We start from the raw sequence: 24,172 nt of genomic DNA, 5'->3' as shown, positions 1-24,172 counted from the left end.
GAATTATGGAATTTAAAGCGGTATTACAACAACTTAACAGAGATAAAAAAGAATATGCTAAGGGTGTCGGTACGCCACTGCTGGTACTTGCAGCCTTGGGTATGGTTATTTTACCCCTGCCTCCATTTCTTTTAGATATTCTTTTTTCGTTTAATATCGCGTTAGCCCTAGTGGTGTTACTTGTTACTGTGTACACCATGAAACCGCTTGAGTTTGGTATGTTCCCAGCGGTACTTCTGATTGCAACCATCATGCGCTTAGCACTGAATGTAGCCAGTACCCGTGTGGTATTGCTTGAAGGTCATAATGGTGGGGACGCTGCAGGTAAAGTAATCGAGGCCTTTGGCTCGGTAGTTATCGGTGGTAACTATGCGGTTGGTTTAGTCGTCTTCCTTATTCTTATCATCATTAACTTTGTGGTTATCACTAAAGGTGCTGGCCGTATTTCTGAAGTGTCAGCTCGTTTCACCCTTGACGCAATGCCAGGTAAACAAATGGCAATTGATGCTGACTTAAACGCTGGTTTCATTAGTGCTGAACAAGCCCGTGAACGTCGTGAAGAAGTAACTCGCGAAGCCGATTTCTATGGCTCGATGGATGGTGCGAGTAAATTCGTAAAAGGTGATGCGATTGCTGGTATTGTCATCTTGGTTATTAACATTGTTGGTGGTTTATTTGTTGGTATGATCCAGCATGATCTTACTTTTGGTCGTGCAATGGAAGTTTACACTCTTCTAACCATTGGTGATGGTCTTGTTGCGCAATTACCTTCGCTATTATTATCAATCGGCACCGCGATTGTTGTAACCCGTCAAAATGAATCGCACAACATGGGCGATCAGTTTAAAACGCAATTGGGTAATGAAAAATCGTTATTCATTGCCTCTGGTATCCTAATCATTATGGGCTTAGTACCGGGCATGCCACATATTGCATTTTTAAGCTTAGGTGCATTGTTAGGTTATTTAGCGTATTACACGCAACAACAAAAACTTAAAGCTGCAGCTGAGAAAGCAGAGCAAGAAGCTAATGGCGGTGCAACGGGTACGGGTGTTGCTAACAAACAAGAACAAAAAGAACTTGGCTGGGATGATGTACAGCAAGTTGATGTGATTGGTTTAGAAGTAGGTTATCGCTTAATTCCACTTGTTGACCAATCTCAAGGTGGTGAACTGTTAAATCGTATTAAAGGTGTGCGTAAAAAGCTGTCTCAGGAACTTGGTTTCTTGGTACCTCCTGTGCACATTCGCGATAACTTAGAACTTGACCCTAACGCTTACAGAATCACGATGATGGGTGTTTCAAGCGGCGAGGGCGAGCTTAAGCATGGCGATGAGCTCGCGATCAATCCTGGTCAAGTATTTGGCCCAATCAAAGGCGTGGCTACTAAAGACCCTGCATTTGGTTTAGATGCGGTATGGATCAAACCAGATCAAAAAGATGAAGCGCAATCATTAGGCTACACCGTAGTTGACTCAGCAACTGTTGTCGCGACTCATATTAGTCAGTTACTTACTAACAGTGCAGCGTTACTACTTGGCCATGAAGAAGTGCAAAACTTATTAGATATGTTAGCGAAGAGTCATCCTCGTTTAGTTGAAGGACTGGTTCCTGACGTATTACCACTCACAACAATCGTAAAAGTGCTACAAAATTTACTAAACGAAGGGGTGGCAATTCGCGATATGCGCTCAATTGTACAGACCCTTGTTGAATATGGCCCACGTAGCCAAGACCCTGATGTACTAACGGCTGCAGTGCGAATTTCACTGCGCAGACTTATCGTTCAAGACGCCGTTGGTATGTCTTCAGAAATCCCTGTCATAACCTTGGCGCCTGAGTTGGAACAGATGTTGCATCAGTCACTTCAGAATGCAGGTGACGAAGGTGCCGGAATTGAGCCAGGTCTTGCAGAGCGACTTCAACAATCATTGAACGAAGCGCATCAAAACCAAGAAATGGCCGGTGAACCTTCGATACTGTTAACGTCAGGAATGTTACGTACTGTGTTATCTCGCTTCGTTAAGTACACCATCCCAGGTTTAAGGGTGATGTCTTACCAAGAGGTACCAGACGAAAGACAGATTAAGATTGTCAGCTCAGTAGGCCAACAATAGGATAGTAAAGGGGTTGAACCATGAAAATTAAACGTTTTTTTGCCAAAGATATGCGCACAGCACTCAAGGAAGTGAAAGACGAGTTAGGTGTTGATGCGGTAATTATGTCAAACAAAAAGCTAGCCAACGGTGTTGAAATCGTTGCAGCTGTTGATTATGACAAAGCAGCCCCGAAAGCAGAAGCAAACCCAGCTCCAGTGCAATCAGCACCTGCGCCACAGCATAACTTCGTCAAACCTGAGCCAATGCGTGCCAAGCCTGAGCCGCAAGCAAAAGTTGCCGATAGCTTACAAGCGTTACTAGAGCGTCAAGCCCCACGCCCTCGTTCGCCAGAGCTGGCGTCAATGTTCAGTCAGTCAGGTATTGATACGAGTGAACACTATCAACCTAAAGAGCAAAGTTATGACCAACCTCGTCCTGAATATGCTCCAAAACCACGCTATCAAGAGCAAGCTGCTCCACGTATGCAAACACAAGCGCACAGTTTAGGTTTTGATGATGACTTAGACTCAGGATTTGATGATCTTGATACACCTACAGAGCGCAAACAAGCAGCGCCGGCAAACCAATCTGAAATTGCGACAATGCGCGAAGAAATGAATGCCATTCGTCAATTACTTGAACATCAAGTATCAGGCTTAATGCAACAAGATATGGCGCGTCGCGATCCGACTCGTGCGTGTATGATTGACCGTTTAGCTGGTATGGGTATTGAGCGTGACGTTGCAGAGCAAATGGCCTGTTTTATTCCTGACGATGTATCACGTCAACAAGCTTGGCAAGCACTTCTGCAAATGGTTGAAAACCAAATGCATACAACGAATAACGAAATCCTGCGTCAAGGTGGTGTATTCGCTTTAGTTGGCCCTACAGGTGTTGGTAAAACAACCACTGTTGCAAAACTCGCAGCACTTGGTGCACAAAAATATGGTGCCGATAAAGTGGCGCTTATCACGACTGATACTTACCGTATTGGTGCCTACGAGCAACTTGCAACTTATGGCCGTATTATTGGTTGTGGTGTGAAGCAAGTAAAAGATGCCAATGAATTGGCTGAAGTGCTATACCATTTACGAAATAAGCGTCTAGTATTAATAGACACTGCAGGTATGAGCCAACGTGATTTACGCTTAACTGAGCAACTTAATACCTTAATGCGTAATCAGCGAGTTGATATTCGTAGTTATTTAGTGTTGAGTGCTACAGCACAAATTAATGTGCTACAAGAAACCGTAAGACACTTTAAAAAGGTTCAGCTAAGTGGCTGTATCTTCACTAAATTGGATGAATCGTTGAGTTTAGGTGAGATTATTAGCATAGCGATTCAAAATCGCCTGCCAATAGGGTATCTTACTAATGGTCAGCGTGTTCCAGAAGATATTCGCGTAGCGAATGCTGAAAAACTAGTGAAAAAAGCTGAACAATTGTATTTAAAACGAGCAAAAGCACAACATTCACGACGTCAAGCAGTAGCGTCGAACACAGTAGGGATGTATGATTAACACAGTATTAGATCAAGCAAGCGGCCTGCGCAAAATGAATCAAAATAATAATAGTGGCGTTAAAGTTATCGCTGTTACTGGCGGCAAAGGTGGTGTGGGCAAAACGAATGTATCACTCAACACTGCAATTGCATTAGGTCAGCAAGGAAACCGCGTATTAGTATTGGATGCCGATTTAGGATTGGCAAACTGCGACGTGATGCTTGGTTTACGTGTTGAACGTAATTTATCTCATGTTTTATCTGGCGAATGTGAGCTTGATGAAATTCTTGTAGAAGGCCCTGCTGGTATTAAAATTGTGCCAGCAACGTCTGGCTCGCAAAGCATGGTGGAGTTAACTCCTTCTGAGCATGCAGGCCTTATTCGCGCTTTTAGCGAATTAAACACCGAGTTTGATATTTTAATTGTCGATACCGCCGCAGGTATTTCGGACATGGTATTAAGCTTTTCACGTGCAGCACAAGATGTCGTTGTGGTTGTGTGTGATGAACCTACCTCAATTACAGATGCCTACGCGCTTATTAAAGTGTTAAGCCGAGAGCATGGTGTATATAAATTTAAAATTGTTGCCAACATGGTGCGTAGCATGCGTGAAGGGCAAGAATTATTTGCTAAACTTTCAAAAGTAACGGATCGTTTTTTAGATGTTTCTATGGAATTAGTCGCAACGATTCCCTATGACGAAAACATGCGTAAATCTACGCGACGTCAAAAGGTTATCGTTGAGTTATTTCCAAACTCACCAGCAGCGGTGGCGTTTAAAACATTAGCAACGAAAGCAGTTAAGTGGCCGATCCCTAACCAACCGTCTGGTCACTTAGAATTTTTTATTGAGAAACTAGTAAACGGCTAACTATGACAACATCGGTGAATAAAGCGATGGGATATCAATCAGCACAGAATTTAAATGCGATTGTTGAAAAGCACGCCTCTTTAGTCAAAAAAGTGGCGTGTCATTTGATTGCTCGTTTACCTGCTAGTGTTCAGCTCGATGATTTAATTCAGTCAGGTATGATCGGCCTTATTGAGGCGTCAAAAAACTTCGACGCTAGTAAAGGTGCAAGTTTTGAAACCTTTGCAGGTATCAGAATTCGCGGTGCAATGCTTGATGAAATCCGTCGAGGCGATTGGGCACCACGCTCTGTGCATCGAAATGCACGTCTAGTCGCAGAAACAATTGCTGAATTAGAAAGTACCCTAAACCGCGAGCCCAAAGACACAGAAGTTGCTGAAAAACTTGATATTACACTAGATGAGTACCATCATATTCTACATGACGTTAATTCAAGTAAAGTATTAGGTATCGAGGATTTAGGTGTTGATGAAGACGTAATAACACCAATGGGTCATGATTTAGCACTAGACAAACCGTTTAATAACGTTAAAAATGAGCGGTTTAACCAGTCTCTATTAACGGCTATCCAATCGTTACCAGAAAGAGATGCCCTTGTTTTGTCTTTGTATTACAACGATGAAATGAACTTGAAAGAAATAGGACACATACTCGATGTTAGCGAGTCGCGTGTGAGTCAAATACATGGTCAGGCGATGATTAAGCTCAAAGCAAAAATCAATGACTGGATTAATTAGTAGTAAGTAAATATAGGTTCAAACCTCACCGGAGGATGTTTTGGATAAAAACATGAAGATTCTTGTTGTTGACGATTTTTCTACAATGAGACGTATCATTAAAAATCTATTAAGGGATTTAGGTTTTACCAATGTGCAGGAAGCTGATGATGGTTCAACAGCATTACCAATGCTACAAAATCAAGAATTTGATTTTGTTGTAACAGATTGGAATATGCCTGGCATGCAAGGTATTGATTTGTTACGTGCTATACGTGCCGATGATAGCCTTAAACACATTCCTGTTTTAATGGTAACAGCTGAAGCGAAAAAAGAACAAATTGTTGCTGCTGCTCAAGCAGGTGTTAATGGCTACATTGTTAAACCATTTACTGCTGCGACACTTAAAACCAAATTGGAAAAAGTGTTTGAACGTTTAGGTTAATCTAAGGGGAGAGGCTTATGTCAGCACCTGCTGCGCCTCATATAAGTTTAGAGCAAGCTCGTCAACTTGTTGAGTATCTTGAAAAAGGTGAACAAGAGAAGGCAGATAAGCTAATTCTTGAAGCCGCATCAAAAGAACAATCAGAGTTGTTTGCCGAAGTCGGTAAATTGACGCGTCAACTGCATGAAGCGTTAAAGAACTTTGATCTTGATACTCGTCTCGCCGATTTAACTACCGATGCGATACCCGACGCTAAACAGCGATTAAACTATGTCATGGAAATGACAGAAAATGCAGCAAATAAAACCATGGATGCTGTTGAGGCAAGTTTACCTATTGCTCAACAACTTGCTGATGAAATTGCAACAATCAAGCCCACGTGGGATCGATTGATGAACCGAGAAATTGAGCTTGGTGAGTTTAAAACCTTATGCCATAGCTTAGATAAGTTCATGAACAACTCTCATGCTAAAACTGATGAATTACAAGGCTTGATGACCAATGTGCTTATGGCACAAGACTACCAAGATTTAACTGGTCAGGTAATTCGCCGTGTTATTGAACTAGTACGAGAAGTTGAAGACAGTTTAATTAATCTCTTAACTGTATTCGGCAGTCAAGAAGATGGTCAGCAAAAACAAGAAAAACAGGCCACAGAACAAGCACCTGCAACAAGCGATACGCTAGCAGGTCCTGAAGGGCCAATTATTGATGCAGAGTCACGTGATGATGTTGTCTCAGGACAAGATGAAGTTGATGACCTATTATCAAGTTTGGGCTTCTAAGAGGAGAGTAACTGCATGAGCTTTGAAGTCGATGAAGATATTTTACAGGATTTCCTTGTTGAAGCAGGGGAAATTCTAGAGCTTTTGTCAGAACAATTGGTTCAGCTTGAGAACAACCCAGAAGACAAAGACTTACTTAACGCAATTTTTAGAGGTTTCCACACTGTAAAAGGTGGGGCAGGTTTCTTGAGTATGACAGAGCTTGTTGACGCTTGTCATGGTGCAGAAAATGTCTTCGATTTACTTCGCCAAGGTGTGCGTAGTGTAACACCTGAATTAATGGATGTTATTCTTCAAGCTCTTGATACCATCAACGAAATGTTCTCAACTATTCAAAATCGTGAGCAACCAGAGCCTGCCGATCCTGCTCTACTTGATGTACTTCACAAGTTAAGTCAGCCACCAACAGCAGAAGAGCTTGCAGGAGAAGACACTAGTGTTATTGAAGACACAACCCCTGCACCTGAAGAGCCAGTAGTAGAAGAACCTGTTGTTGATACTGCTGATGTAACAGCCGACATAAACACTGATAATATTGATGAAAGCGACCCGTTTGCTTTTGATATGCTATTTGATGGTGGTGGTTTAGCTCAAGAGAGTGCTTCACAGAATATTGATGAAATCACTGAAGACGAATTTGAAAGTTTACTTGATGAGTTACATGGTAAAGGTCAAGGACCTGCAGCTGCAACTCTCGATACAAGCAGCAATGATAGTGATGACATTACCGACGATGAGTTTGATAGCTTATTAGACGAACTTCATGGCGTGGGTAGTTTTGGTGAAGTTAAACAACCCGATACCCCTCAACCTGAAGCTCCAAAACCTGCTGCTCCTAGCACCAGTGTAAGTAGTGATGGTGATGACGAGATCAGTGATGATGAATTTGAAGCATTACTTGACGAATTACATGGCAAAGGGAGTGCACCAAAATCACTTGAAAGCACCCCAACAGCCGCACCGAACGTAGAGCCAGAGAAACCAACGCAAGCAGAGAAACCTGTTGCTAAAGCTGCGCCACAACAAGCTGCACCGAGTAAACCAGCAGCACCAAGTAAAGCGACTCCTGCACCAGCTAAAGCGCCTGAGTCTGCTGCTGCACCGAAAAAAGCGCCGCCACCTCAGGCCGAAACCACTGTACGTGTTGATACAAAACGCCTAGATGAAATTATGAACATGGTGGGCGAGCTTGTATTAGTGCGCAATCGATTAGTGAGCCTTGCTAATAACACAAACAGTGAGTCAATGGGCAAAGCTATTTCAAACCTTGATGTGGTTACAGCAGACTTGCAAGGTGCGGTAATGAAAACCCGCATGCAACCAATTAAAAAGGTATTTGGTCGCTTCCCTCGCGTAGTACGAGACTTAGCACGTAGCTTGAAAAAAGATATTAATCTGCAGCTGGTTGGTGAAGAAACAGATTTAGATAAAAACCTTGTAGAAGCGTTAGCAGATCCATTGGTGCACTTAGTGCGTAACTCTGTTGACCATGGTATTGAAATGCCAGAAGTGCGTGAAGCTGCGGGTAAACCTCGCACAGGTACTGTCACTTTATCGGCATCTCAAGAAGGTGACCATATCTTACTGACCATTCGTGATGATGGTGCAGGTATGGATGCTGAAAAGCTGAAGAAAATAGCGATTAGCAAAGGGGTTATTGACCATGATCAAGCAAGTCGTTTATCTGACACCGAGGCTTATAATCTAATTTTTGCACCGGGTTTCTCAACGAAAGAAGAGATCTCTGACATTTCAGGCCGTGGTGTAGGCATGGATGTAGTAAAAACGAAGATCACCCAGCTTAATGGCTCGGTTAATATCCAGTCAGAATTGGGAGTAGGTACTGCGCTTGAAATCAAGGTGCCATTAACACTGGCTATCTTACCGACCCTTATGGTTGTGGTAGGTGAGCAAACTTTCGCATTACCACTTGCAGGTGTTAGCGAAATTTTCCATCTTGATTTAACTAAAACTAACGTTGTTGATGGTCAGCTAACAATTATTGTGCGTAAAAAAGCGATTCCGCTTTTCTATTTACAACACTGGTTAGTGAAAGGAGCCAACCGCCAAGAGCGAAAAGCAGAAGGTCACGTGGTGATTGTGCAAATTGGTACCAAGCAAGTAGGGTTTGTTGTTGACTCATTGATTGGTCAAGAAGAGGTCGTAATTAAACCTCTTGATGCATTACTTCAAGGTACACCTGGTATGGCTGGTGCAACAATCACATCAGATGGTGGCATTGCGTTAATTTTAGATGTACCGAGTATGCTCAAGCACTACGTTGGCTAATAAGAAATAGTAATTTGCAGCCAATAGGCTGCATTAAATACGATAAATAACAAGAGAGTGCCAATGGCAGTCAAAGTATTAGTTGTTGATGATTCAAGCTTTTTTCGCCGTAGAGTGAGCGAAATATTAGAGCAAGACAGCAATATTCAGGTAATAGGGTTTGCAGTAAATGGGCGCGAAGCGGTTGATAAGGCCCGAGAACTAAAGCCTGATGTAATTACCATGGATGTGGAAATGCCTGTACTTGATGGCATAAGTGCCGTTAAAGAAATTATGGCAGCCACACCCACGCCTATTTTAATGTTTTCATCGCTTACTCGTGATGGTGCAACAGCCACTCTTGATGCATTAGATGCCGGTGCGCTTGATTTCTTACCAAAGAAATTTGAAGACATTGCACGCAATAATGAAGATGCAATTGCATTATTACAAAATAAAGTAAAAGAGATTGGCCGTCGTAGAATCTCTCGATTTACCCGCCCAGCACCTATTGTAAGACCGTCAACTTCTACCAGTTCACGCAGCAGCGGTATTGTACAGCCAGATCGCAGTTTTAGTCGTTCAACACCGACTGCAGGCTCTTCATCGCCATCTGCAGCAAGTAACATTCGGGCTTCTGGTAAACAATATCAGTTGGTCGCAATTGGTACGTCAACGGGTGGCCCTGTGGCATTGCAAACTATTTTGACGCAATTACCTGCTAATTTTCCGCATCCTATTTTACTTATCCAACATATGCCTGCGGCGTTTACTCCGGCATTTGCAGCACGGCTAAACGGCTTGTGTAAAATTAACGTAAAAGAAGCACAGCAAGGCGATAGACTGGTTGCTGGCACAGCTTATTTAGCTCCGGGCGGTCAGCAAATGTTGGTAGAAGGACGTGGCAGCTCACGTACGCTACGCGTGTTTGAAGACGATAGTCCTCGTATTACTTATAAACCAAGTGTAGATGTTACTTTTGCCAGCGCAGCCAAAGCGTACGGGGCAGATGTATTAGCTGTCGTGTTAACGGGAATGGGGGCTGATGGCCGAGATGGTGCCCGCATGCTCAAGCAAGCAGGTGCGACAATTTGGGCTCAAGACGAAAAAACGAGTGTCGTATATGGTATGCCTCAAGCTGTTGCTAATGCAGGCCTTGCCAGTGAAAGTCTTGCATTAAATGATGTTGCGGCTCGTTTAACGCGAGAGACTGGCTGTGGATAAGCTTTCCTTTCTTGGTTTAATCGTTGCTGTCAGCGCAATTGCTTTTGGTTATGCGCTAGAAGGAGGAGTGGTAACAGCCTTATTCAACGGGCCTGCGCTAGTCATCGTACTTGGCGGTACCTTAGGTGCGGTGATGCTCCAAACCCCAGGCAGTGTTTTTGCAAAAACACTTAAAATTAGTCATTGGGTTTTTTTTCCTCCATATCATGATATCGACGCCGCCATTGAGCAAGTAAAACGCTGGTCACATAAAGCGAGGCAAGAGGGCTATTTATCATTAGAGTCTGAAGCACTTGCTCATTCAGACCCCTACGCGGCAAAAGGGTTGAACTTATTAGTCGACGGTATTGATGAGAATAGACTTAGAGATACGCTAGAAATCGACTTAATGCTTGAACGTGAGCGCTTGCTTGAAGTTAGCAGAGTGTATGAAGCGATGGGGGGCTACAGCCCGACAATCGGTATTTTAGGTGCCGTATTAGGCCTAATACAAGCAATGCAATTTATTACTGATCCTGAAAAACTAGGTGCGGGTGTAGCAACCGCCTTTATCGCTACCATTTATGGTGTTGGCTTAGCAAACCTGTTGTTTTTACCTATGGCGAATAAGCTGAAGCAGCAAATCGAACAAAAAATGCTTTATCATGAGTTACTTGCTGAAGGTATTATTGCAATCTCTCAAGGCGAAAGCCCACTAAACATTGAACTTAAACTTGAGGCGTACCGTGTTGATCGCCCAAGTTTAGTTGACGAGTAATATCATGTTGCGCCGTCGCTTGCGTCAAAACACTCAAAAAAGTCAGCATACTGAACGTTGGTTGGTTTCATACGCAGATTATATGACTATTATGTTTGCGTTTTTTGTGGTGATGTACGCGATCGCAATTAGTAAAAATGAAGATTTCCAAATCCTCTCAGATTCTCTTGAACAAGTTTTTGAAAAATCAGCCCGTCAGCAGCAGCAAGTTGGAACAGGTGTCAACGGCACGGGTATTTTGACTGACCGAGTCAGTCCCGAAAATGATATTTTATACGGAGAAAGCATCCGTAAAGATGAACAAGGCCCAGAGCTACTTGATGGGCAAAGTGAGACCAGTAATATTGATAAGAAGCACCTAGGTAAACCACTCGATAGCCTTCTTACCAAGTTACAGTCTGCACTGATAGATGAAATTCGCGATGGTGAGGCAAGTCTTGAGTTACATCAAGATTGGCTAATTATAGAGTTGAGTTCGGGTATGCTGTTCTCTTCTGGAAGTGCGGTGGCTCAGCAACGAGCCAAGCAAGTTGTAAGCTTAGTCAAAGATATAATTGCCCCTGTAGATAACTATATTCGTGTGCGTGGTTATACCGATAACGAAGGTATTCGCAATGAAATGTTTCGTTCTAACTGGGAATTGTCGGTTGCACGTGCCACTTCTGTGTTAGTTGAACTTGAAAACTTAGGTATCAACCCAGCACGTATGGCGATTGAAGGCTACGGACAATATTCACCGTTTGCGAGTAACGATACAGAACAAGGCCGAGCTGAAAACCGTAAAGTGGTGGTTGCGCTTTCTAAATATGGTTTACCACCAGAACCGACAACCCCTAGTGATGAAGACACTGAAAAGCCGCAGCAACAAGCTCCTGAAATTGAGTTGCCAAGCAATGATAACACCATTAAAGTGATTCAATTACCTCATGGTGGCATTCGAATAACCACGCGCAATGAACAATAATAAGGTGTGATGTGAAAGTTTGGACAGTAGCAAATCAAAAAGGTGGCGTAGGGAAAACAACAACAGCTGTCAGCCTTGCGGGTATTCTTGCATTACAAGGTAAGCGCGTTTTACTTATTGATACCGATCCACATGCATCTTTAACTTATTATTTTGGTATTGATTCTGAAGAGCTTGAGGTTAGCGTGTATGATATTTTTGCACGCGGCAACAGCATGGCAAGTGAAGAAATTTTGCAAGCGTTATGCCCTTCAACATTAGAAAACCTTGATATTTTACCTGCCACTATGGCAATTGCGACACTTGATAGAAGCATGGGTAATAAAAATGGTATGGGCTTAATTCTTAAGAAAGCGCTGGCAAAAATTAGTGACCATTATGACTATGCAATTATTGACTGCCCACCAGTACTAGGGGTGTTGATGGTTAACGCCTTGGCAGCCAGTGAGCGTATTTTGGTGCCAGTACAGACTGAGTTTTTGGCTCTTAAAGGGCTTGACCGAATGATGCGGACGATGGAATTAATGCAAACATCGCAGTCAAAGCAGTATCAATATACTATTATTCCTACAATGTACGACAAACGGACTAAAGCATCACTTGAAGCGTATAAAACTCTGCAGGATAATTACAAAGACAAAGTATGGTCGGGTGTTGTTCCTGTCGATACAAAATTTAGAGATGCTAGTTTAGCACAACAAGTGCCGATTCAATTTTGCCCTCGTTCTCGAGGTGTATTTGCCTATCGCGCCTTGCTTGATTATTTAGTTGCACAAGGTTAATGATGAGTAAGCATTTATTTGCTAATGAAAAAGTGATGACCCAATATTTGGGTGCTTTGCTGTGTGAAGATGAACCTAGCGAGCAGAATCTTGAACCCGTAGCTAAATTACTCGAGCAGGTTAATGAGCCTGAACAAAAGCAAGAAGAAAAGATTACCTCCACAGTAATTGCTACTGAACCGCCTTTACCGAGTGTTGAGTCAACTAAAGAGCTTGAGAAAACCGAGAACCAAGCTAATATCAAAGATATAGTTGCAGAATCTAATGCAGATATTATTGCTAAGACATCGACTGAGCGCCAAGAAGATTACTTTGATGGCGAGTTTCAGGCACTGTTTTTTGAAGTTGCAGGTTTAACCTTAGCAGTACCACTAAAAGCATTAGGGGGAATTCATCAACTGACAGAGGTTAACCAATTGTTTGGTAAACCAAAATGGTTTAAAGGCGTAATGCTTAACCGAGATGAAAAACTCAATGTTGTTGATACTGCACGTTGGGTTATGCCAGAAAAATATGATGAAAGATTAGAACAAGCATTAAATTATCAGTATTTAATCACCTTAGGTGATAGTCAATGGGGATTATTGGCAGAAAAGCTCGTAAATAATATTACGCTTCAAAAAGAAGATGTAAAATGGCGAGCAAAATCAGGTAAGCGGCCATGGTTAGCCGGTGTTATCAAAGAGAAAATGTGCGCCTTGATTGACGTTGAAAATTTATATCAATTGCTAGAGCAGGGCTTAGACAGCCGTGAGCAGTAACTATTTTTACGGAGTAATAGCATGAGTGAAGAAAGACTACTGTCAGCTAATAAAAATGCTGATAGCAACGATGAAGTGTTACAGTGGGTAACCTTTAAGCTTGAAGAAGAAACGTACGGCATTAACGTAATGCAAGTACAAGAGGTGCTTCGCTATACCGAGATTGCTCCTGTTCCAGGCGCACCTTCGTATGTGTTGGGTATTATTAACCTTCGCGGTAATGTTGTAACAGTGATCGACACCCGTGCACGTTTTGGTTTGATGGGCGCAGAAGTTACCGACAACTCACGTATTGTCATCATTGAAGCTGAAAAACAAGTTATTGGTATTTTAGTTGATAGTGTCGCTGAAGTGGTTTACTTACGCAGCTCAGAAATTGACAGTGCGCCAAATATTGGCACAGAAGAAAGTGCTAAGTTTATTCAAGGTGTATCAAACCGTGATGGTGAGTTATTGATCTTGGTAGACCTTAACAAGCTTCTAAATGACGATGAGTGGGACGAGCTGAGCGCACTATAAACGCTTGGAAACTATATGCTGTTATACTCTTTGTTTGGTGCCTCAATCTTACTAGTTTTAGTGTGTTTGGGGCTTATTTTTGTCAATAACAATAAACAAGCTGCCGCAATTCAGGCTAAGCAAAAACAGCTGCAAGATGCTCAACAACAATTGAGTATATTACGCAGTGAAGTTGCAGAAATGCGTGCAGGAATGCTCAGTATTGGCAAACGTGTTGTAGCTGTTGAAGAAAAAAGTAGAGAACTTGAGCAACTACAAGACGCACAAAAATATGATGACCCGAATGCGAAAATCTATTCGCGAGCGGTTAAAATGGTTGAGCTAGGTGCTGATTTAGAAGAAATAATTCGTGAATGCGAGTTACCCAGAGCCGAAGCTGAACTTCTTATGTCTCTTCATAAACAAAAAGGCGCCCAATGAGGCGCTTTTTTATTGGAGCACTTCTGAGCCCTAAGCTTGAATGTTGAGCTTACCCTGAAAATCTTGCCAACCCGGTGGAAATTTACCACGCAATACATACGAAAATGCAATTAATTCAGCAATGACATAGTAAAGCTCTTTTGGTATTTCTTCACCTAACTCAAGGTGCGATAAGGTTTGTGCTAAATCAGCGTCTTGATGTATTAAAATGCCTTTTTGTTCGGCAAGTTTAACAATTTCGTCAGCAAGTTCACCAAAGCCTTTACTGGTTACTCGTGGCGAACTGCCCGCTTCGTAGAGTAGGCCAATAGCAGATTTATGTTGATATTGTTCGCTCATAAAATTTAGACCTTGATGTTAATAATCGCATGTGACTTGTAAAAGGCTTGATGACTTGGCGTACCCTGTTGCAAATTAAGCTCGCCAACATTTAGACCATGGCTTGCTAGTTTATGACGCAGCGTTTCTAAATGCGGATGTGCAAGAGCCGTGACCTCTTGTGAAGAGGCTAATAATTGGCAATCTACCGCTGTGTCCATAACCTCTGCGGTAACTTGTAATTTACCAAGCTGCGCATAGTCAAAGTTTAGCCTAACAAACCATACATTTTTACTTTCAAGCTTGTTTTTGCTCGGCTTTTTATATTGACCTAAGCTGATTTCTGTTTGCCCTGCCTCTGCTGGGAGTTTCATCGGTAAGAAAAATTGTGCAAGCGGGTTACTATCTTGCTGTTGGTTTATCGGTGTCGTTTGTACTTGCGTGAGAGTATTCTTTACTTGGCTTAACTCACCCGCTAAGGCTTGCAAATTGGGTTGTTGTAATTGCTCCAGTAACTTACTGCCATTAACGGCTTTAAAATTGGGTACTAGCACTTGCAATAAAGCATCAAGACCTGTTTGGTTGTTAAAGCTTAAATTAGTGGGAGCCTGATTAATAATAGGTGCAGCCAAAGCGGTTACTGCTAGTTGCTCTAGACCTTGATTAAAACTTGCTTGTTGGTTTTGTGGTGTTAAAGATGCTGGTCTAAGTATACTTAGTAGTTCACGCTCGATCGTTGCTGGGTGTATGTTTTGACTTGAAATCATGCGGTTAAATGCTTGATTAACTAACCTATTTAGATCAACAGAAGAAGACGTACTTTGCTCACTAAGAGCGACTAACTTTTCACTCAACTGCACAGGTAGTGGCGTGCTTGTGGGCTTTTGACTCTGTGGCATTGGCACTAACTTGGCTATTAGTGCAGCTTCAATAGGCCCAATAGCGAGTAGGGGTTGGCGTAAATTAGGCTCTTTTGCTGCTAAAAAAGGAGCAAGAGAAGAAACTTGGCTTGTTATTGATGCAGGCAGTTCCGCTTTAACTTTTAAATGATTTGTCGTTTGCTCTGTAATTGCACCCTTTGTTCCCGCTAAGGATTGCAACTGATCACCACTCACAGTTTGTTTAATCGCCTTAGTTGCAAGCGCTGGATTGTCTTTCGATACTGCGTTATCAATATTAGTGGCGATGTTTGAAGCTTGAGCGGGTATAGAGTTCACCTTATTTATAGCATTTGCTGCTGAAGTTGTAGGAGGCTTTTCGGCTATTTGAGCGCTACTAATGAGTGCTGCTTTGTCATTGATTGCGGGCGTATTTATTAATGGTTCAAGACTTACTTTAAGTTGCTGAAACAATTGAATTAGCGGCGCCGACTTATTAAAGCTGACAGGCAACATAGGTTGTTCGCCAGCAGACTTTGTGGCCGCCAACTGCACATTGTTATTGATTGTAGGCAAAAGTGTGCCCGGCTGTTGTTTTAAAGGCGAGTTAGAGGTCATTAACCTCGACCAATTTGGGTCTAAAGACGCGAGCTTAATTATATTGATTTGTTTAGCATTATACCCTACCTGGCTTACACTGTTGCTTGCACCCGGCGTTTGACTAACAGATAAGTTAGCTGTTGATTTTGTTGTTGCTGGTAAACGCTCAAAGTAACGCACTGCATCACTAATACGGGTTTTCAAATCGGCAAAACTGTCTTTTAACCAAGAGCGTATTGGTGAATCATTACTACTTGATGGAGCCAAAGGCGTTGTCTTACTGTCAAGTGGTTGGCTTTTAAGAGCATGTGTAAATGTATCTGAGAGTGAGTTTTTTAATAACAAATGTTGTATTGGCGCTTTGTTGACAAGTTCAATGGTCTCTTTTACGCGCTGTGATAGCAGTTTTAGCGTATGAGGATTAAATTGCCAATGCGCTTGAATTTGTTTTGCTTGTTTTGGGGGGATTGCTGCAAGTGGCAGCGTTAACTCGCTATTTTGTTTGGTTGCTAAACTCAATTGTAGCTGTTGGCCGGTGAGTTTTAAGTCTATTTCTGGGACTAGTTTAGCGACTAAATCAGCGACTTTTTGTTGGCTAACACTTTGTTGATGCAGTGAATCCCCAAAGCGATTAATGATGTTTAAGTTAAAACTATTTTGCTGATTTGTAGCTGGCAACAAGATTGCTTTGAGTGGCGCTTCAGTTTTTAACAGTGTTGCTAAGGTATTGTTAAGGGCAAACTCTGTTTTCAATGATGGCAGTTGCAACATTGGCTGATTGCTGGCAATAGTTGCCGGGTAGGGCGTGTTTGTATTTGCATTCCCCTGTGTGAACAAGTTAAGAAGTGCTTGCAACTGCTGACTTTTGCCCAGTGTAATTGTGATAGGCAGAGGTGTAATAGTGAGCCCTTTGCCATCATTACTTAATTGGATGTTTGCCGATAAGAATCGTTCAGTTTTGGGATTTTCTTGCTCAGTAGATAAACGCAATGTTTGCCATGCATTGTTAATTAATACATCCATCTGCACACTGTGTTTGCTAATCACGATATTACGGGCAGTTAGACTCTGATCAGCGAGCATTTTTAGTGCCTCGCTTGATGAATGTTGTGAAGCACTGCTAATACTTTTAGGGTCAATATTAAGCTGGGTGCTGAGAGTCAACTGGCTTTGTTTATTCATTATTTTAGATCAAATATAAGTTAATCGTTTTAAAGCAATATTCGTATTACCCTATCATTATGGTAGACTAACGCCTAATTTTGGGTATAGAGAATCGTCATCTTGTTACACATTAAGGCCGTCACCTGCATCAAGCAAGATCGTTGTTTGTTTGCGGATCTTAATTTCAGCTTAAAATCTGGGCAAATTATGCAGTTAGCTGGTCCAAATGGGGCTGGTAAAACATCATTATTGCGTATTATCGCAGGTTTCGCTATGCCTGATGAAGGTGAGGTATTATGGCAACAACGTTCTATCGCAAAATACTATGATGAATTTGCTGATGAGTTATTATTTATCGGTCATAAGACAGGTGTAAATAGTCAACTTACGGCACTTGAAAACCTTGCTTTTTGGCTGAAAATAAACGGCTATGATAGCAAGCAAGACTTATATCCGGTCTTAGCTAAGATAGGTCTAGTGGGTCTTGAAGACGTACCTGTGCGCATGTTATCAGCAGGACAACAGCGTCGTGTTGCATTGGTTCGTCTTTGGTTAAATAACGCCAAACTGTGGATATTAGACGAGCCTTTTACTGCGCTTGATAAAAGTGGGGTGGCGTTTTTGCAAGAGCGATTTGTTGAGCATCTTAATGCGGGTGGAGCTATTTTATTAACCACCCACCAAGATTTAACGGCACATTTTAGTGACCTTAAAACAGTGACTTTGGAGTATCGCCACTGATGGTAAAGCAGCACTCGTATTGGCAACTATTCTCTGCGGTTTTTTCAAAAGATCTTAAATTAGCGTTTCGTCAGCGTGCTGAAATCGTTAACCCTATCTTGTTTTTTCTTATTGTAATTACACTTTTTCCGTTAGCAATTGGCCCTGAGCCCGGTCTACTTGCTCGTATGGCGCCAGGCATTATTTGGGTCGCAGCATTACTCTCGACCATGTTAGGTTTAGATAAGTTATTTCGTGATGATTATCACGACGGAACATTAGAGCAGTTAATCGCTTCGGCATACCCATTACCACTGACCGTTCTTGCTAAAGTTGCGGCTCATTGGGTGATTACGGGGCTGCCTCTTGTGCTTATGACTCCGGTATTTGCTTTATTATTGAATTTAGAAAGTTCAGCGCTGTTAGCAACCGTTCTGACGTTATTGTTAGGGACGCCATTGCTGAGTTTCATTGGCGCAATTGGTGCTGGACTGACTGTGGGATTACAAAAAGGTGGCATTTTAATGAGTTTACTTGTTTTGCCTTTGTATATCCCTGTACTAATTTTTGCAACCTCGGCTATCGATACCAGCTCTATGGAGCTTGCCTATAGCGGACAGCTTGCAATCCTTGGTGCCATGCTAATCGTAGCGATTATAGCGGCGCCAATTGCCATATCGTCAGCATTGAAAGTGAGTGTAAGTTAATATGTGGAAGTGGTTACATCCCTACGCAAAAGCAGATCGTGCTTACCAATTGTGTAACACCTTACTGCCTTATTTCGCCGTCGTTACGGTGGTCTGTATGATTGTTGGATGGGTCTGGGGGCTTGCTTATGCCCCAGCCGATTACCAACAAAAAGACAGCTACCGAATTATTTTTATCCATGTGCCTTCAGCTATTTTATCTATGGGCGCTTACTCTTCTATGGCGATTGCTGCAGTGATCGCACTAGTATGGCAATTACGTAATGCAGAACTCGCAGTGATTGCAATTGCACCTGTTGGGGCATGTGTGACAGCGATAGCATTAATTACCGGTGCTGCATGGGGTAAACCTATGTGGGGCGCTTGGTGGGTGTGGGATGCACGCCTAACCTCTGAGCTCATTCTGTTATTTTTATACCTTGGTGTGTTATCGCTTTATCATGCTTTTGAAGATAAAAAAGCGGCGGGTCGGGCAGCCTGTATTTTAGCGATTGTCGGGGTGATCAATTTACCGATTATTCACTTCTCGGTTGAGTGGTGGAACACCTTGCATCAAGGTGCAACCATTACAAAGTTTGATACTAAAGCCATTGATCCAAGCATGTTTTGGCCACTGATGGTGAATATTGTGGCATTCGCAGCGTTCGTCGGTACGGTGACGTTAATACGTCTTAAGAACGAAATTTTACAACGTGAAAAGCACCGCCCTTGGGTGCGTGATATGCTTGAGCGAGGTTAATCATGCAGTTTGATTCTTTTGCAGATTTTATTGCCATGGGTGGCTATGGCTTTTATGTTTGGCTGTCGTTTGGCAGCTGTGCATTAATTTTACTTGGTATTTTATTTAGTTCGTTAAACGACACAAAACGTATTTTCTCTTCAGTAAAGCAGCAAGCACAACGTGAAGAGCGCATTAAGAAAGCGAAGCAAGAGGCAGGGCAATGAATCCAAGACGTAAAAAGCGTTTATTAGCGGTTGTAGCCATTATTTTTGGTGTGGGTGCAACGATTGGTTTAGTGCTGTATGCACTGCAAGAAAACATTAATTTATTCTATACACCAAGTGAATTGGTTGATGGAAAAGGGCCTAATAAAGAAAAACCGCATATTGGGCAAAAACTACGTATCGGCGGCATGGTTGTGCCAGGCTCAGTTGTCCGTGACGAATCAAGCTTAAAGGTAAGCTTTAAGTTAATCGATACGGGCCCTATGGTGACAATTAATTATCAAGGAATTTTGCCGGACTTATTCCGTGAAGGCCAAGGGATTGTGGCGCAGGGCGTGTTAGTGAAAGCGAATGAAATTGATGCCTTTGAGGTACTTGCAAAGCATGATGAAGAATACATGCCAGCAGAAGTCGCAGAAGCTGTGAAGGGTATCAAACACGAAAAACCGACCTATAACTTAGATAACGGCAATTAATATGATCCCAGAACTCGGTTATTTTTCTTTAACACTGGCCATGGTGCTCAGTGTTCTACTGTGTATTTTTCCTTTGTGGGGGGCGCATACCGGCAATTTAAGGTTAATGCGTGCAGCCCCATCACTGGCAATTGGTCAGTTCGTATTCGTACTTTTATCTTTTGCAGCACTTATTTATGCCAGTTTAACCGACGACTTTACCGTTTCGTATGTTGCTTATCACTCAAGTAGCACCTTACCTTGGTACTACAAAATAACCTCAACATGGGGTGGCCATGAAGGAGCAATTTTACTTTGGTTAGTGATGCAAGCAGGTTGGACAGCGGTTGTTGCTATGCGCTCACAATCATTACCTTGGGTATTACGTGCTCGTGTACTGGGCGTGCTAGGCTTTTTAGGTGTTGGCTTTATGCTGTACACCTTATTAATGTCGAGCCCATTTGAGCGCTTATTACCGTATTTCCCTGTTGAAGGTCGCGATTTAAACCCATTACTGCAAGACCCAGGTATGATCATTCACCCGCCATTGCTCTATATGGGCTATGTTGGGTTATCTGTGTCGTTCTCATTCGCCATTGCGGCGTTACTTACAGGCAAACTTGATAATACTTGGGCAAAGTGGTCTCGTCCTTGGACAATGACTGCATGGGGCTTTTTAACACTCGGTATTACCATTGGTAGTTGGTGGGCATACTCAGAACTCGGCTGGGGTGGCTGGTGGTTCTGGGATCCCGTTGAAAACGCATCACTAATGCCTTGGCTTGTGGCAACCGCGTTGTTGCACTCATTATCAACCACAGAAAAACGTGGTGTATTTAAGTCTTGGACCGTATTACTAGCTATAGCAGCATTCTCGTTAAGCTTACTGGGTACCTTTATTGTTCGTTCGGGCATTATTGTATCTGTGCATGCTTTTGCGTCAGACCCTAATCGAGGCATGTTTATTTTAGCTTTCTTGGCCATTGTTGTTGGCGGTGGTTTATCGCTTTATGCACTGCGTGTTTCGCAGGTTAAAAGTGAGGGGCGCTATAAGTTTGCTTCACGTGAAGTAGCGCTTTGGTTAAATAATATTTTCTTAGTTGTGGCAACACTGATTGTTTTACTGGGCACTTTATTGCCAATGATCCACAAAGAACTTGGCTTAGGCAGCATCTCGATAGGTGAACCATTCTTCAATAAGATGTTTGCTATTTTACTCGTGCCATTTGCTATCTTAATGGGGATAGGTCCGCTGTTACGCTGGAAGCAAAACAAGTGGTCAATGCTACAGAACAAGCTGTTATTATCGGCTGTGGTCAGTGTGGTTGTTACCGGTGCATGGTTATATTCAAGCTACGACGTAATTGCGCCAATTACCTTTATTGCAACCGCATTAGCAGTATGGATTTTTGTTACTACACTGATAGATTTAGCTGCAAAAGTGACTATTCATAAAACCATAGGTGAAGGCTTTAAGCGATTAGGTCTAAGCTATTGGGCAATGGTTTTAGGTCACATTGGTTTAGCGTTTGTAATTGCAGGTGTCACGTTAACCTCTGCTTACTCGGTTGAGCGTGATGTATCAATGAAACCGGGTGACACAGTGGCTTTAAATGAATACCAGTATCGCTTTGACGGTGTTAAGTCTATTCGCGGGGCTAACTACAGTGGCCATGCTGGGGTTGTCACCGTGCTGAAAAACGATAAACAAGTGACGGTTTTACATGCTGAAAAACGCCGTTATGACATTGGCATGCAGTTTATGACAGAAGCAGCTGTTGATGCAGGCTTCACCCGTGACTTGTATCTAGCGCTAGGTGAGCAATTAAGCCAAGGTGCGTGGTCGTTACGTATTTACCATAAACCATATGTTCGTTGGATGTGGCTCGGTGGCATCTTGATTTCACTGGCAGGCTTTTTAGTGCTTGGTGATAAACGCTATCGCCAGAAATCGACTAAGCAGGAGGCTTCAGCATGAACCGCAAATTGTTAGCGCTAGCGCCATTATTGGTTTTCGTTTTGTTGTGTGTGTTTTTATATCAAGGCTTGTTTGCAAACCCGCGTGAGCTGCAAACAGGGCGTATTGGTCAGACTATGCCAACATTTAATCTACCTGATTTGATGGATGAGTCAAAGCGTTGGACAGATGCCGATCTGAAAGGCGAAGTATACCTGCTGAATGTGTGGGGTACATGGTGCCCGACCTGTTTAGCTGAGTTAGGTTATTTAACAGAGCTTAGAGAGCAGGGCGTTAAGATTATTGGCTTATATTACGAGCAAGGTTATGACCCTGACTTTGATGGCCAGTTTGATATTAATGCGTTACGTGAAGATGTAACCAGCATGCTAAATCGCGCTGGCGACCCTTATCAGTTCAATATTTTGGATTTAAAGCGTACATTAGCCCTTGATTTAGGGGTATCTGGTGCGCCTGAAACGTTTTTAGTTGATAAGCAGGGCACAATTTTGCTTCATCACACCGGTGATATTAATCCACGTGTTTGGCGTGCTAAATTTGCACCGTTAATGCAGGAATTACAGCAATGAGATTCGTTATTCTTCTAGCAAGCTTGCTGATCGCCTTTAGTGCAATTGCAGAGCAAGACAAGTACCAGTTCGATGACAAAGAGCAAGCTACGCGTTTTAGTGAATTAACTAAAGAGTTACGCTGCCCTAAATGTCAAAATCAGAATATTGCCGACTCAGACGCCGTTGTTGCCAAAGACTTGCGCGATAAAGTATTAGCCTTAGTAAAAGAAGGCAAAACAAAAGACGAAGTGATTGACTATATGATTGACCGCTATGGTTACTTCGTTCATTACGATCCGCCTGTCACTCCAGCAACACTTGTGCTTTGGGTTTTACCAGTGCTCATTGTGGTGCTTGGCTTTGGCTTTATTGTATTGCGTCAGCGTAAAGCATCAGTAAAGCAAACATGGACTGAGCAAGACGAGAAATTACTTGCAAAACTAATTGAACAAAATCAACGTCAGGAGCAAAGCTAAATGGCATTAATGTGGGCTTCTTTTGTTTTACTCACACTGATTGCATTGCTGTTTGTTGTCGTGCCGTTTTTTAAACGCGAACGTATTCAACGCCTTGATCACAATGCAAACTCGGAATTGATCCGAATTTATTACCAACGTTTAGATGAGCTTAAAGACGATCTTGAAAATCAACGTATCGATGCACAAATGCATGACGAGGCAGTTGTTGAGCAAAAGCGTCGTTTACTTAATGAGTTATCACCAGAAAAAGCCTTAAACAGCAAAGGTAACAATCGTATATTTGCTTTAACAGGAGCAGGCTTTTTAATCGTTTTAACAGCTATTTTCTATGCCTACACTGGCAGTCAGCAGCAAATAAAAGGCTGGCATGATGCAATGGCAAATCTAAAGTCATACGGTGAGCGAGCTGTGATGCAAAATGGTGAGCCGTTGACTGCAAATGAACTTCAAGCATTTGCATTAGCGCTGCGTACTAAACTTGATCAAAGTGGTGATGACGAAGTAGCTTGGATGCTACTTGGACGTGTTGCGATGTCGTTAAATGAATTTGATATGGCAAAGCAGTCATTTGATAAAGTATTGAAAATGAATCCGGATAACAAGCAAGTGCTGATCAGCTACTCGCAAGTTCTGCTAATGGAAGGCAATGACGCGAACATGTCTCAGGCTGCGACTATGCTTTCAAAAGTGTTAAAAGCAGAGCCAACCAATATTGATGCAATCTCATTGTTGGCCCTAATTGCCTACGAGCGTAAAGATTGGCTGCAAGCTAAAACCGCGTTTGAAGTACTGCTAGCGAGCATGGAGCAAAACGACCCTCGTTATAGCATGATTGCAGAGCGTATTGCTGAAATTGATGCCCATTTAAATAATGAGCAAGTCACAAATACAGAAGTAGCTGATGCTTCAAACAGTGAAATTAGCATCACAGTTGATTTGGATCCAGCACTTGCTGACTCACAGCCACAAAACGGCACGTTATTTGTTTTTGCAAAAGCAGCCAGTGGTCCGCAAATGCCATTAGCTGTGGTAAAAATGACAGAATATAGCTTTCCACTAACCGTGACGTTAAGTGATGCTAACGCAATGGTTGATGGCCTGAATTTATCGAGTGTTGAGCAAATTATTTTAACCGCGCGTTTATCGAAAGATGCAACTGTGGTAACTTCTAGCGGCGAGTTGGAAGGCAAGTCGGATGTCTTAGAGCGTGCTAACGTTAAAGAATATTCGTTGCTAATTAATGAGTTAATACCTTAAGGATAGC

Annotated in this window: 25 protein-coding genes; 23 read left to right on the top strand and 2 right to left on the bottom strand. The window is 42.5% G+C overall.

Translation table 11 applies throughout. The features are described 5' to 3' along the window. Positions 1-5: 5 nt before the first annotated feature. From flhA to ACSFVZ_RS07895, 14 genes are all read left to right on the top strand, one after another. A complete protein-coding gene (flhA, locus tag ACSFVZ_RS07960) occupies positions 6-2,117 on the top strand; it encodes a flagellar biosynthesis protein FlhA (protein ID WP_135923870.1) in 2,112 nt (703 codons plus the stop codon). A 20-nt stretch (positions 2,118-2,137) separates the two neighbouring features. Further along, on the top strand, positions 2,138-3,619 hold the full coding sequence (gene flhF / locus ACSFVZ_RS07955; RefSeq protein WP_135923871.1) for a flagellar biosynthesis GTPase FlhF: 1,482 nt from the start codon (positions 2,138-2,140) through the stop codon (positions 3,617-3,619). Then, a complete protein-coding gene (locus tag ACSFVZ_RS07950) occupies positions 3,612-4,472 on the top strand; it encodes a MinD/ParA family ATP-binding protein (protein WP_135923872.1) in 861 nt (286 codons plus the stop codon). The genes flhF and ACSFVZ_RS07950 overlap by 8 nt, the downstream gene beginning before the upstream one ends. A gap of 26 nt (positions 4,473-4,498) precedes the next feature. Next, complete coding sequence (locus ACSFVZ_RS07945; RefSeq protein ID WP_135926251.1) at positions 4,499-5,209, top strand: RNA polymerase sigma factor FliA; 711 nt, start codon at positions 4,499-4,501, stop codon at positions 5,207-5,209. A 40-nt stretch (positions 5,210-5,249) separates the two neighbouring features. Continuing rightward, positions 5,250-5,633 carry a chemotaxis response regulator CheY gene (cheY, locus tag ACSFVZ_RS07940; RefSeq protein WP_016708035.1) on the top strand — a complete coding sequence of 128 codons (384 nt, stop codon included), beginning with the start codon at positions 5,250-5,252 and terminating at the stop codon, positions 5,631-5,633. Positions 5,634-5,650: 17 nt separating this feature from the next. Further along, complete coding sequence (locus ACSFVZ_RS07935; RefSeq protein ID WP_138557430.1) at positions 5,651-6,418, top strand: protein phosphatase CheZ; 768 nt, start codon at positions 5,651-5,653, stop codon at positions 6,416-6,418. Positions 6,419-6,433: 15 nt separating this feature from the next. Continuing rightward, positions 6,434-8,707 carry a chemotaxis protein CheA gene (locus ACSFVZ_RS07930; protein ID WP_435558549.1) on the top strand — a complete coding sequence of 758 codons (2,274 nt, stop codon included), beginning with the start codon at positions 6,434-6,436 and terminating at the stop codon, positions 8,705-8,707. A 63-nt stretch (positions 8,708-8,770) separates the two neighbouring features. After that, on the top strand, positions 8,771-9,910 hold the full coding sequence (locus ACSFVZ_RS07925; RefSeq protein ID WP_138557432.1) for a protein-glutamate methylesterase/protein-glutamine glutaminase: 1,140 nt from the start codon (positions 8,771-8,773) through the stop codon (positions 9,908-9,910). Then, positions 9,903-10,667, top strand: coding sequence for a flagellar motor protein (locus ACSFVZ_RS07920; RefSeq protein ID WP_135923876.1), 765 nt, complete (start codon positions 9,903-9,905; stop codon positions 10,665-10,667). Before ACSFVZ_RS07925 ends, ACSFVZ_RS07920 begins: the two co-directional genes overlap by 8 nt. 4 nt (positions 10,668-10,671) lie before the next feature. Then, complete coding sequence (locus ACSFVZ_RS07915; RefSeq protein ID WP_135923877.1) at positions 10,672-11,631, top strand: flagellar motor protein MotB; 960 nt, start codon at positions 10,672-10,674, stop codon at positions 11,629-11,631. An 11-nt stretch (positions 11,632-11,642) separates the two neighbouring features. Beyond that, positions 11,643-12,413 carry a ParA family protein gene (locus tag ACSFVZ_RS07910; RefSeq protein WP_135923878.1) on the top strand — a complete coding sequence of 257 codons (771 nt, stop codon included), beginning with the start codon at positions 11,643-11,645 and terminating at the stop codon, positions 12,411-12,413. A 2-nt stretch (positions 12,414-12,415) separates the two neighbouring features. Then, positions 12,416-13,174, top strand: coding sequence for a chemotaxis protein CheW (locus tag ACSFVZ_RS07905; protein WP_435558547.1), 759 nt, complete (start codon positions 12,416-12,418; stop codon positions 13,172-13,174). Positions 13,175-13,195: 21 nt separating this feature from the next. Beyond that, a complete protein-coding gene (locus ACSFVZ_RS07900; RefSeq protein ID WP_054553251.1) occupies positions 13,196-13,693 on the top strand; it encodes a chemotaxis protein CheW in 498 nt (165 codons plus the stop codon). 15 nt (positions 13,694-13,708) lie between these two features. Then, positions 13,709-14,113: a DUF2802 domain-containing protein gene (locus ACSFVZ_RS07895; RefSeq protein ID WP_135923880.1), complete on the top strand. Its 405-nt coding sequence runs from the start codon at positions 13,709-13,711 to the stop codon at positions 14,111-14,113. 30 nt (positions 14,114-14,143) lie between these two features. On the opposite strand, the gene ACSFVZ_RS07890 is transcribed toward ACSFVZ_RS07895, so the two are convergent. Both ACSFVZ_RS07890 and fliK read right to left on the bottom strand, forming a co-directional pair. Continuing rightward, on the bottom strand, positions 14,144-14,452 hold the full coding sequence (locus ACSFVZ_RS07890) for an EscU/YscU/HrcU family type III secretion system export apparatus switch protein (RefSeq protein WP_135923886.1): 309 nt from the start codon (positions 14,450-14,452) through the stop codon (positions 14,144-14,146). 5 nt (positions 14,453-14,457) lie between these two features. Further along, positions 14,458-17,091 carry a flagellar hook-length control protein FliK gene (gene fliK / locus ACSFVZ_RS07885; protein ID WP_435558546.1) on the bottom strand — a complete coding sequence of 878 codons (2,634 nt, stop codon included), beginning with the start codon at positions 17,089-17,091 and terminating at the stop codon, positions 14,458-14,460. Between the two features lie 102 nt (positions 17,092-17,193). Between fliK and ccmA the strand changes: the two genes are divergently transcribed. The 9 genes from ccmA to ccmI are packed head-to-tail and all read left to right on the top strand — an operon-like array spanning position 17,194 to position 24,165. Further along, the gene (gene ccmA / locus ACSFVZ_RS07880) at positions 17,194-17,814 is read left to right on the top strand and encodes a cytochrome c biogenesis heme-transporting ATPase CcmA (RefSeq protein WP_135923887.1); all 621 of its coding nucleotides are present in this window, start codon (positions 17,194-17,196) and stop codon (positions 17,812-17,814) included. Continuing rightward, positions 17,814-18,500: a heme exporter protein CcmB gene (gene ccmB, locus ACSFVZ_RS07875; RefSeq protein ID WP_135923888.1), complete on the top strand. Its 687-nt coding sequence runs from the start codon at positions 17,814-17,816 to the stop codon at positions 18,498-18,500. Before ccmA ends, ccmB begins: the two co-directional genes overlap by 1 nt. 1 nt (position 18,501) lies before the next feature. Continuing rightward, positions 18,502-19,239, top strand: a complete 738-nt coding sequence (locus ACSFVZ_RS07870; RefSeq protein ID WP_135923889.1) for a heme ABC transporter permease — start codon at positions 18,502-18,504, stop codon at positions 19,237-19,239. A gap of 2 nt (positions 19,240-19,241) precedes the next feature. Then, positions 19,242-19,445 carry a heme exporter protein CcmD gene (gene ccmD, locus ACSFVZ_RS07865; protein WP_054553244.1) on the top strand — a complete coding sequence of 68 codons (204 nt, stop codon included), beginning with the start codon at positions 19,242-19,244 and terminating at the stop codon, positions 19,443-19,445. Continuing rightward, a complete protein-coding gene (gene ccmE, locus ACSFVZ_RS07860; RefSeq protein ID WP_135923890.1) occupies positions 19,442-19,921 on the top strand; it encodes a cytochrome c maturation protein CcmE in 480 nt (159 codons plus the stop codon). The genes ccmD and ccmE overlap by 4 nt, the downstream gene beginning before the upstream one ends. A gap of 1 nt (position 19,922) precedes the next feature. Further along, a complete protein-coding gene (locus ACSFVZ_RS07855) occupies positions 19,923-21,878 on the top strand; it encodes a heme lyase CcmF/NrfE family subunit (RefSeq protein ID WP_138557435.1) in 1,956 nt (651 codons plus the stop codon). Then, a complete protein-coding gene (locus ACSFVZ_RS07850; RefSeq protein ID WP_135923892.1) occupies positions 21,875-22,447 on the top strand; it encodes a DsbE family thiol:disulfide interchange protein in 573 nt (190 codons plus the stop codon). The genes ACSFVZ_RS07855 and ACSFVZ_RS07850 overlap by 4 nt, the downstream gene beginning before the upstream one ends. Further along, a complete protein-coding gene (locus ACSFVZ_RS07845) occupies positions 22,444-22,905 on the top strand; it encodes a cytochrome c-type biogenesis protein (protein WP_135923893.1) in 462 nt (153 codons plus the stop codon). Before ACSFVZ_RS07850 ends, ACSFVZ_RS07845 begins: the two co-directional genes overlap by 4 nt. Then, a complete protein-coding gene (gene ccmI, locus ACSFVZ_RS07840; protein ID WP_138557436.1) occupies positions 22,906-24,165 on the top strand; it encodes a c-type cytochrome biogenesis protein CcmI in 1,260 nt (419 codons plus the stop codon). Positions 24,166-24,172: the final 7 nt, after the last annotated feature.

Origin of the sequence: Pseudoalteromonas nanhaiensis, assembly GCF_051235485.1 — a bacterium.
Classification (GTDB): domain Bacteria; phylum Pseudomonadota; class Gammaproteobacteria; order Enterobacterales; family Alteromonadaceae; genus Pseudoalteromonas; species Pseudoalteromonas lipolytica_C.
This window is presented reverse-complemented; position numbering and strand designations above follow the sequence as displayed.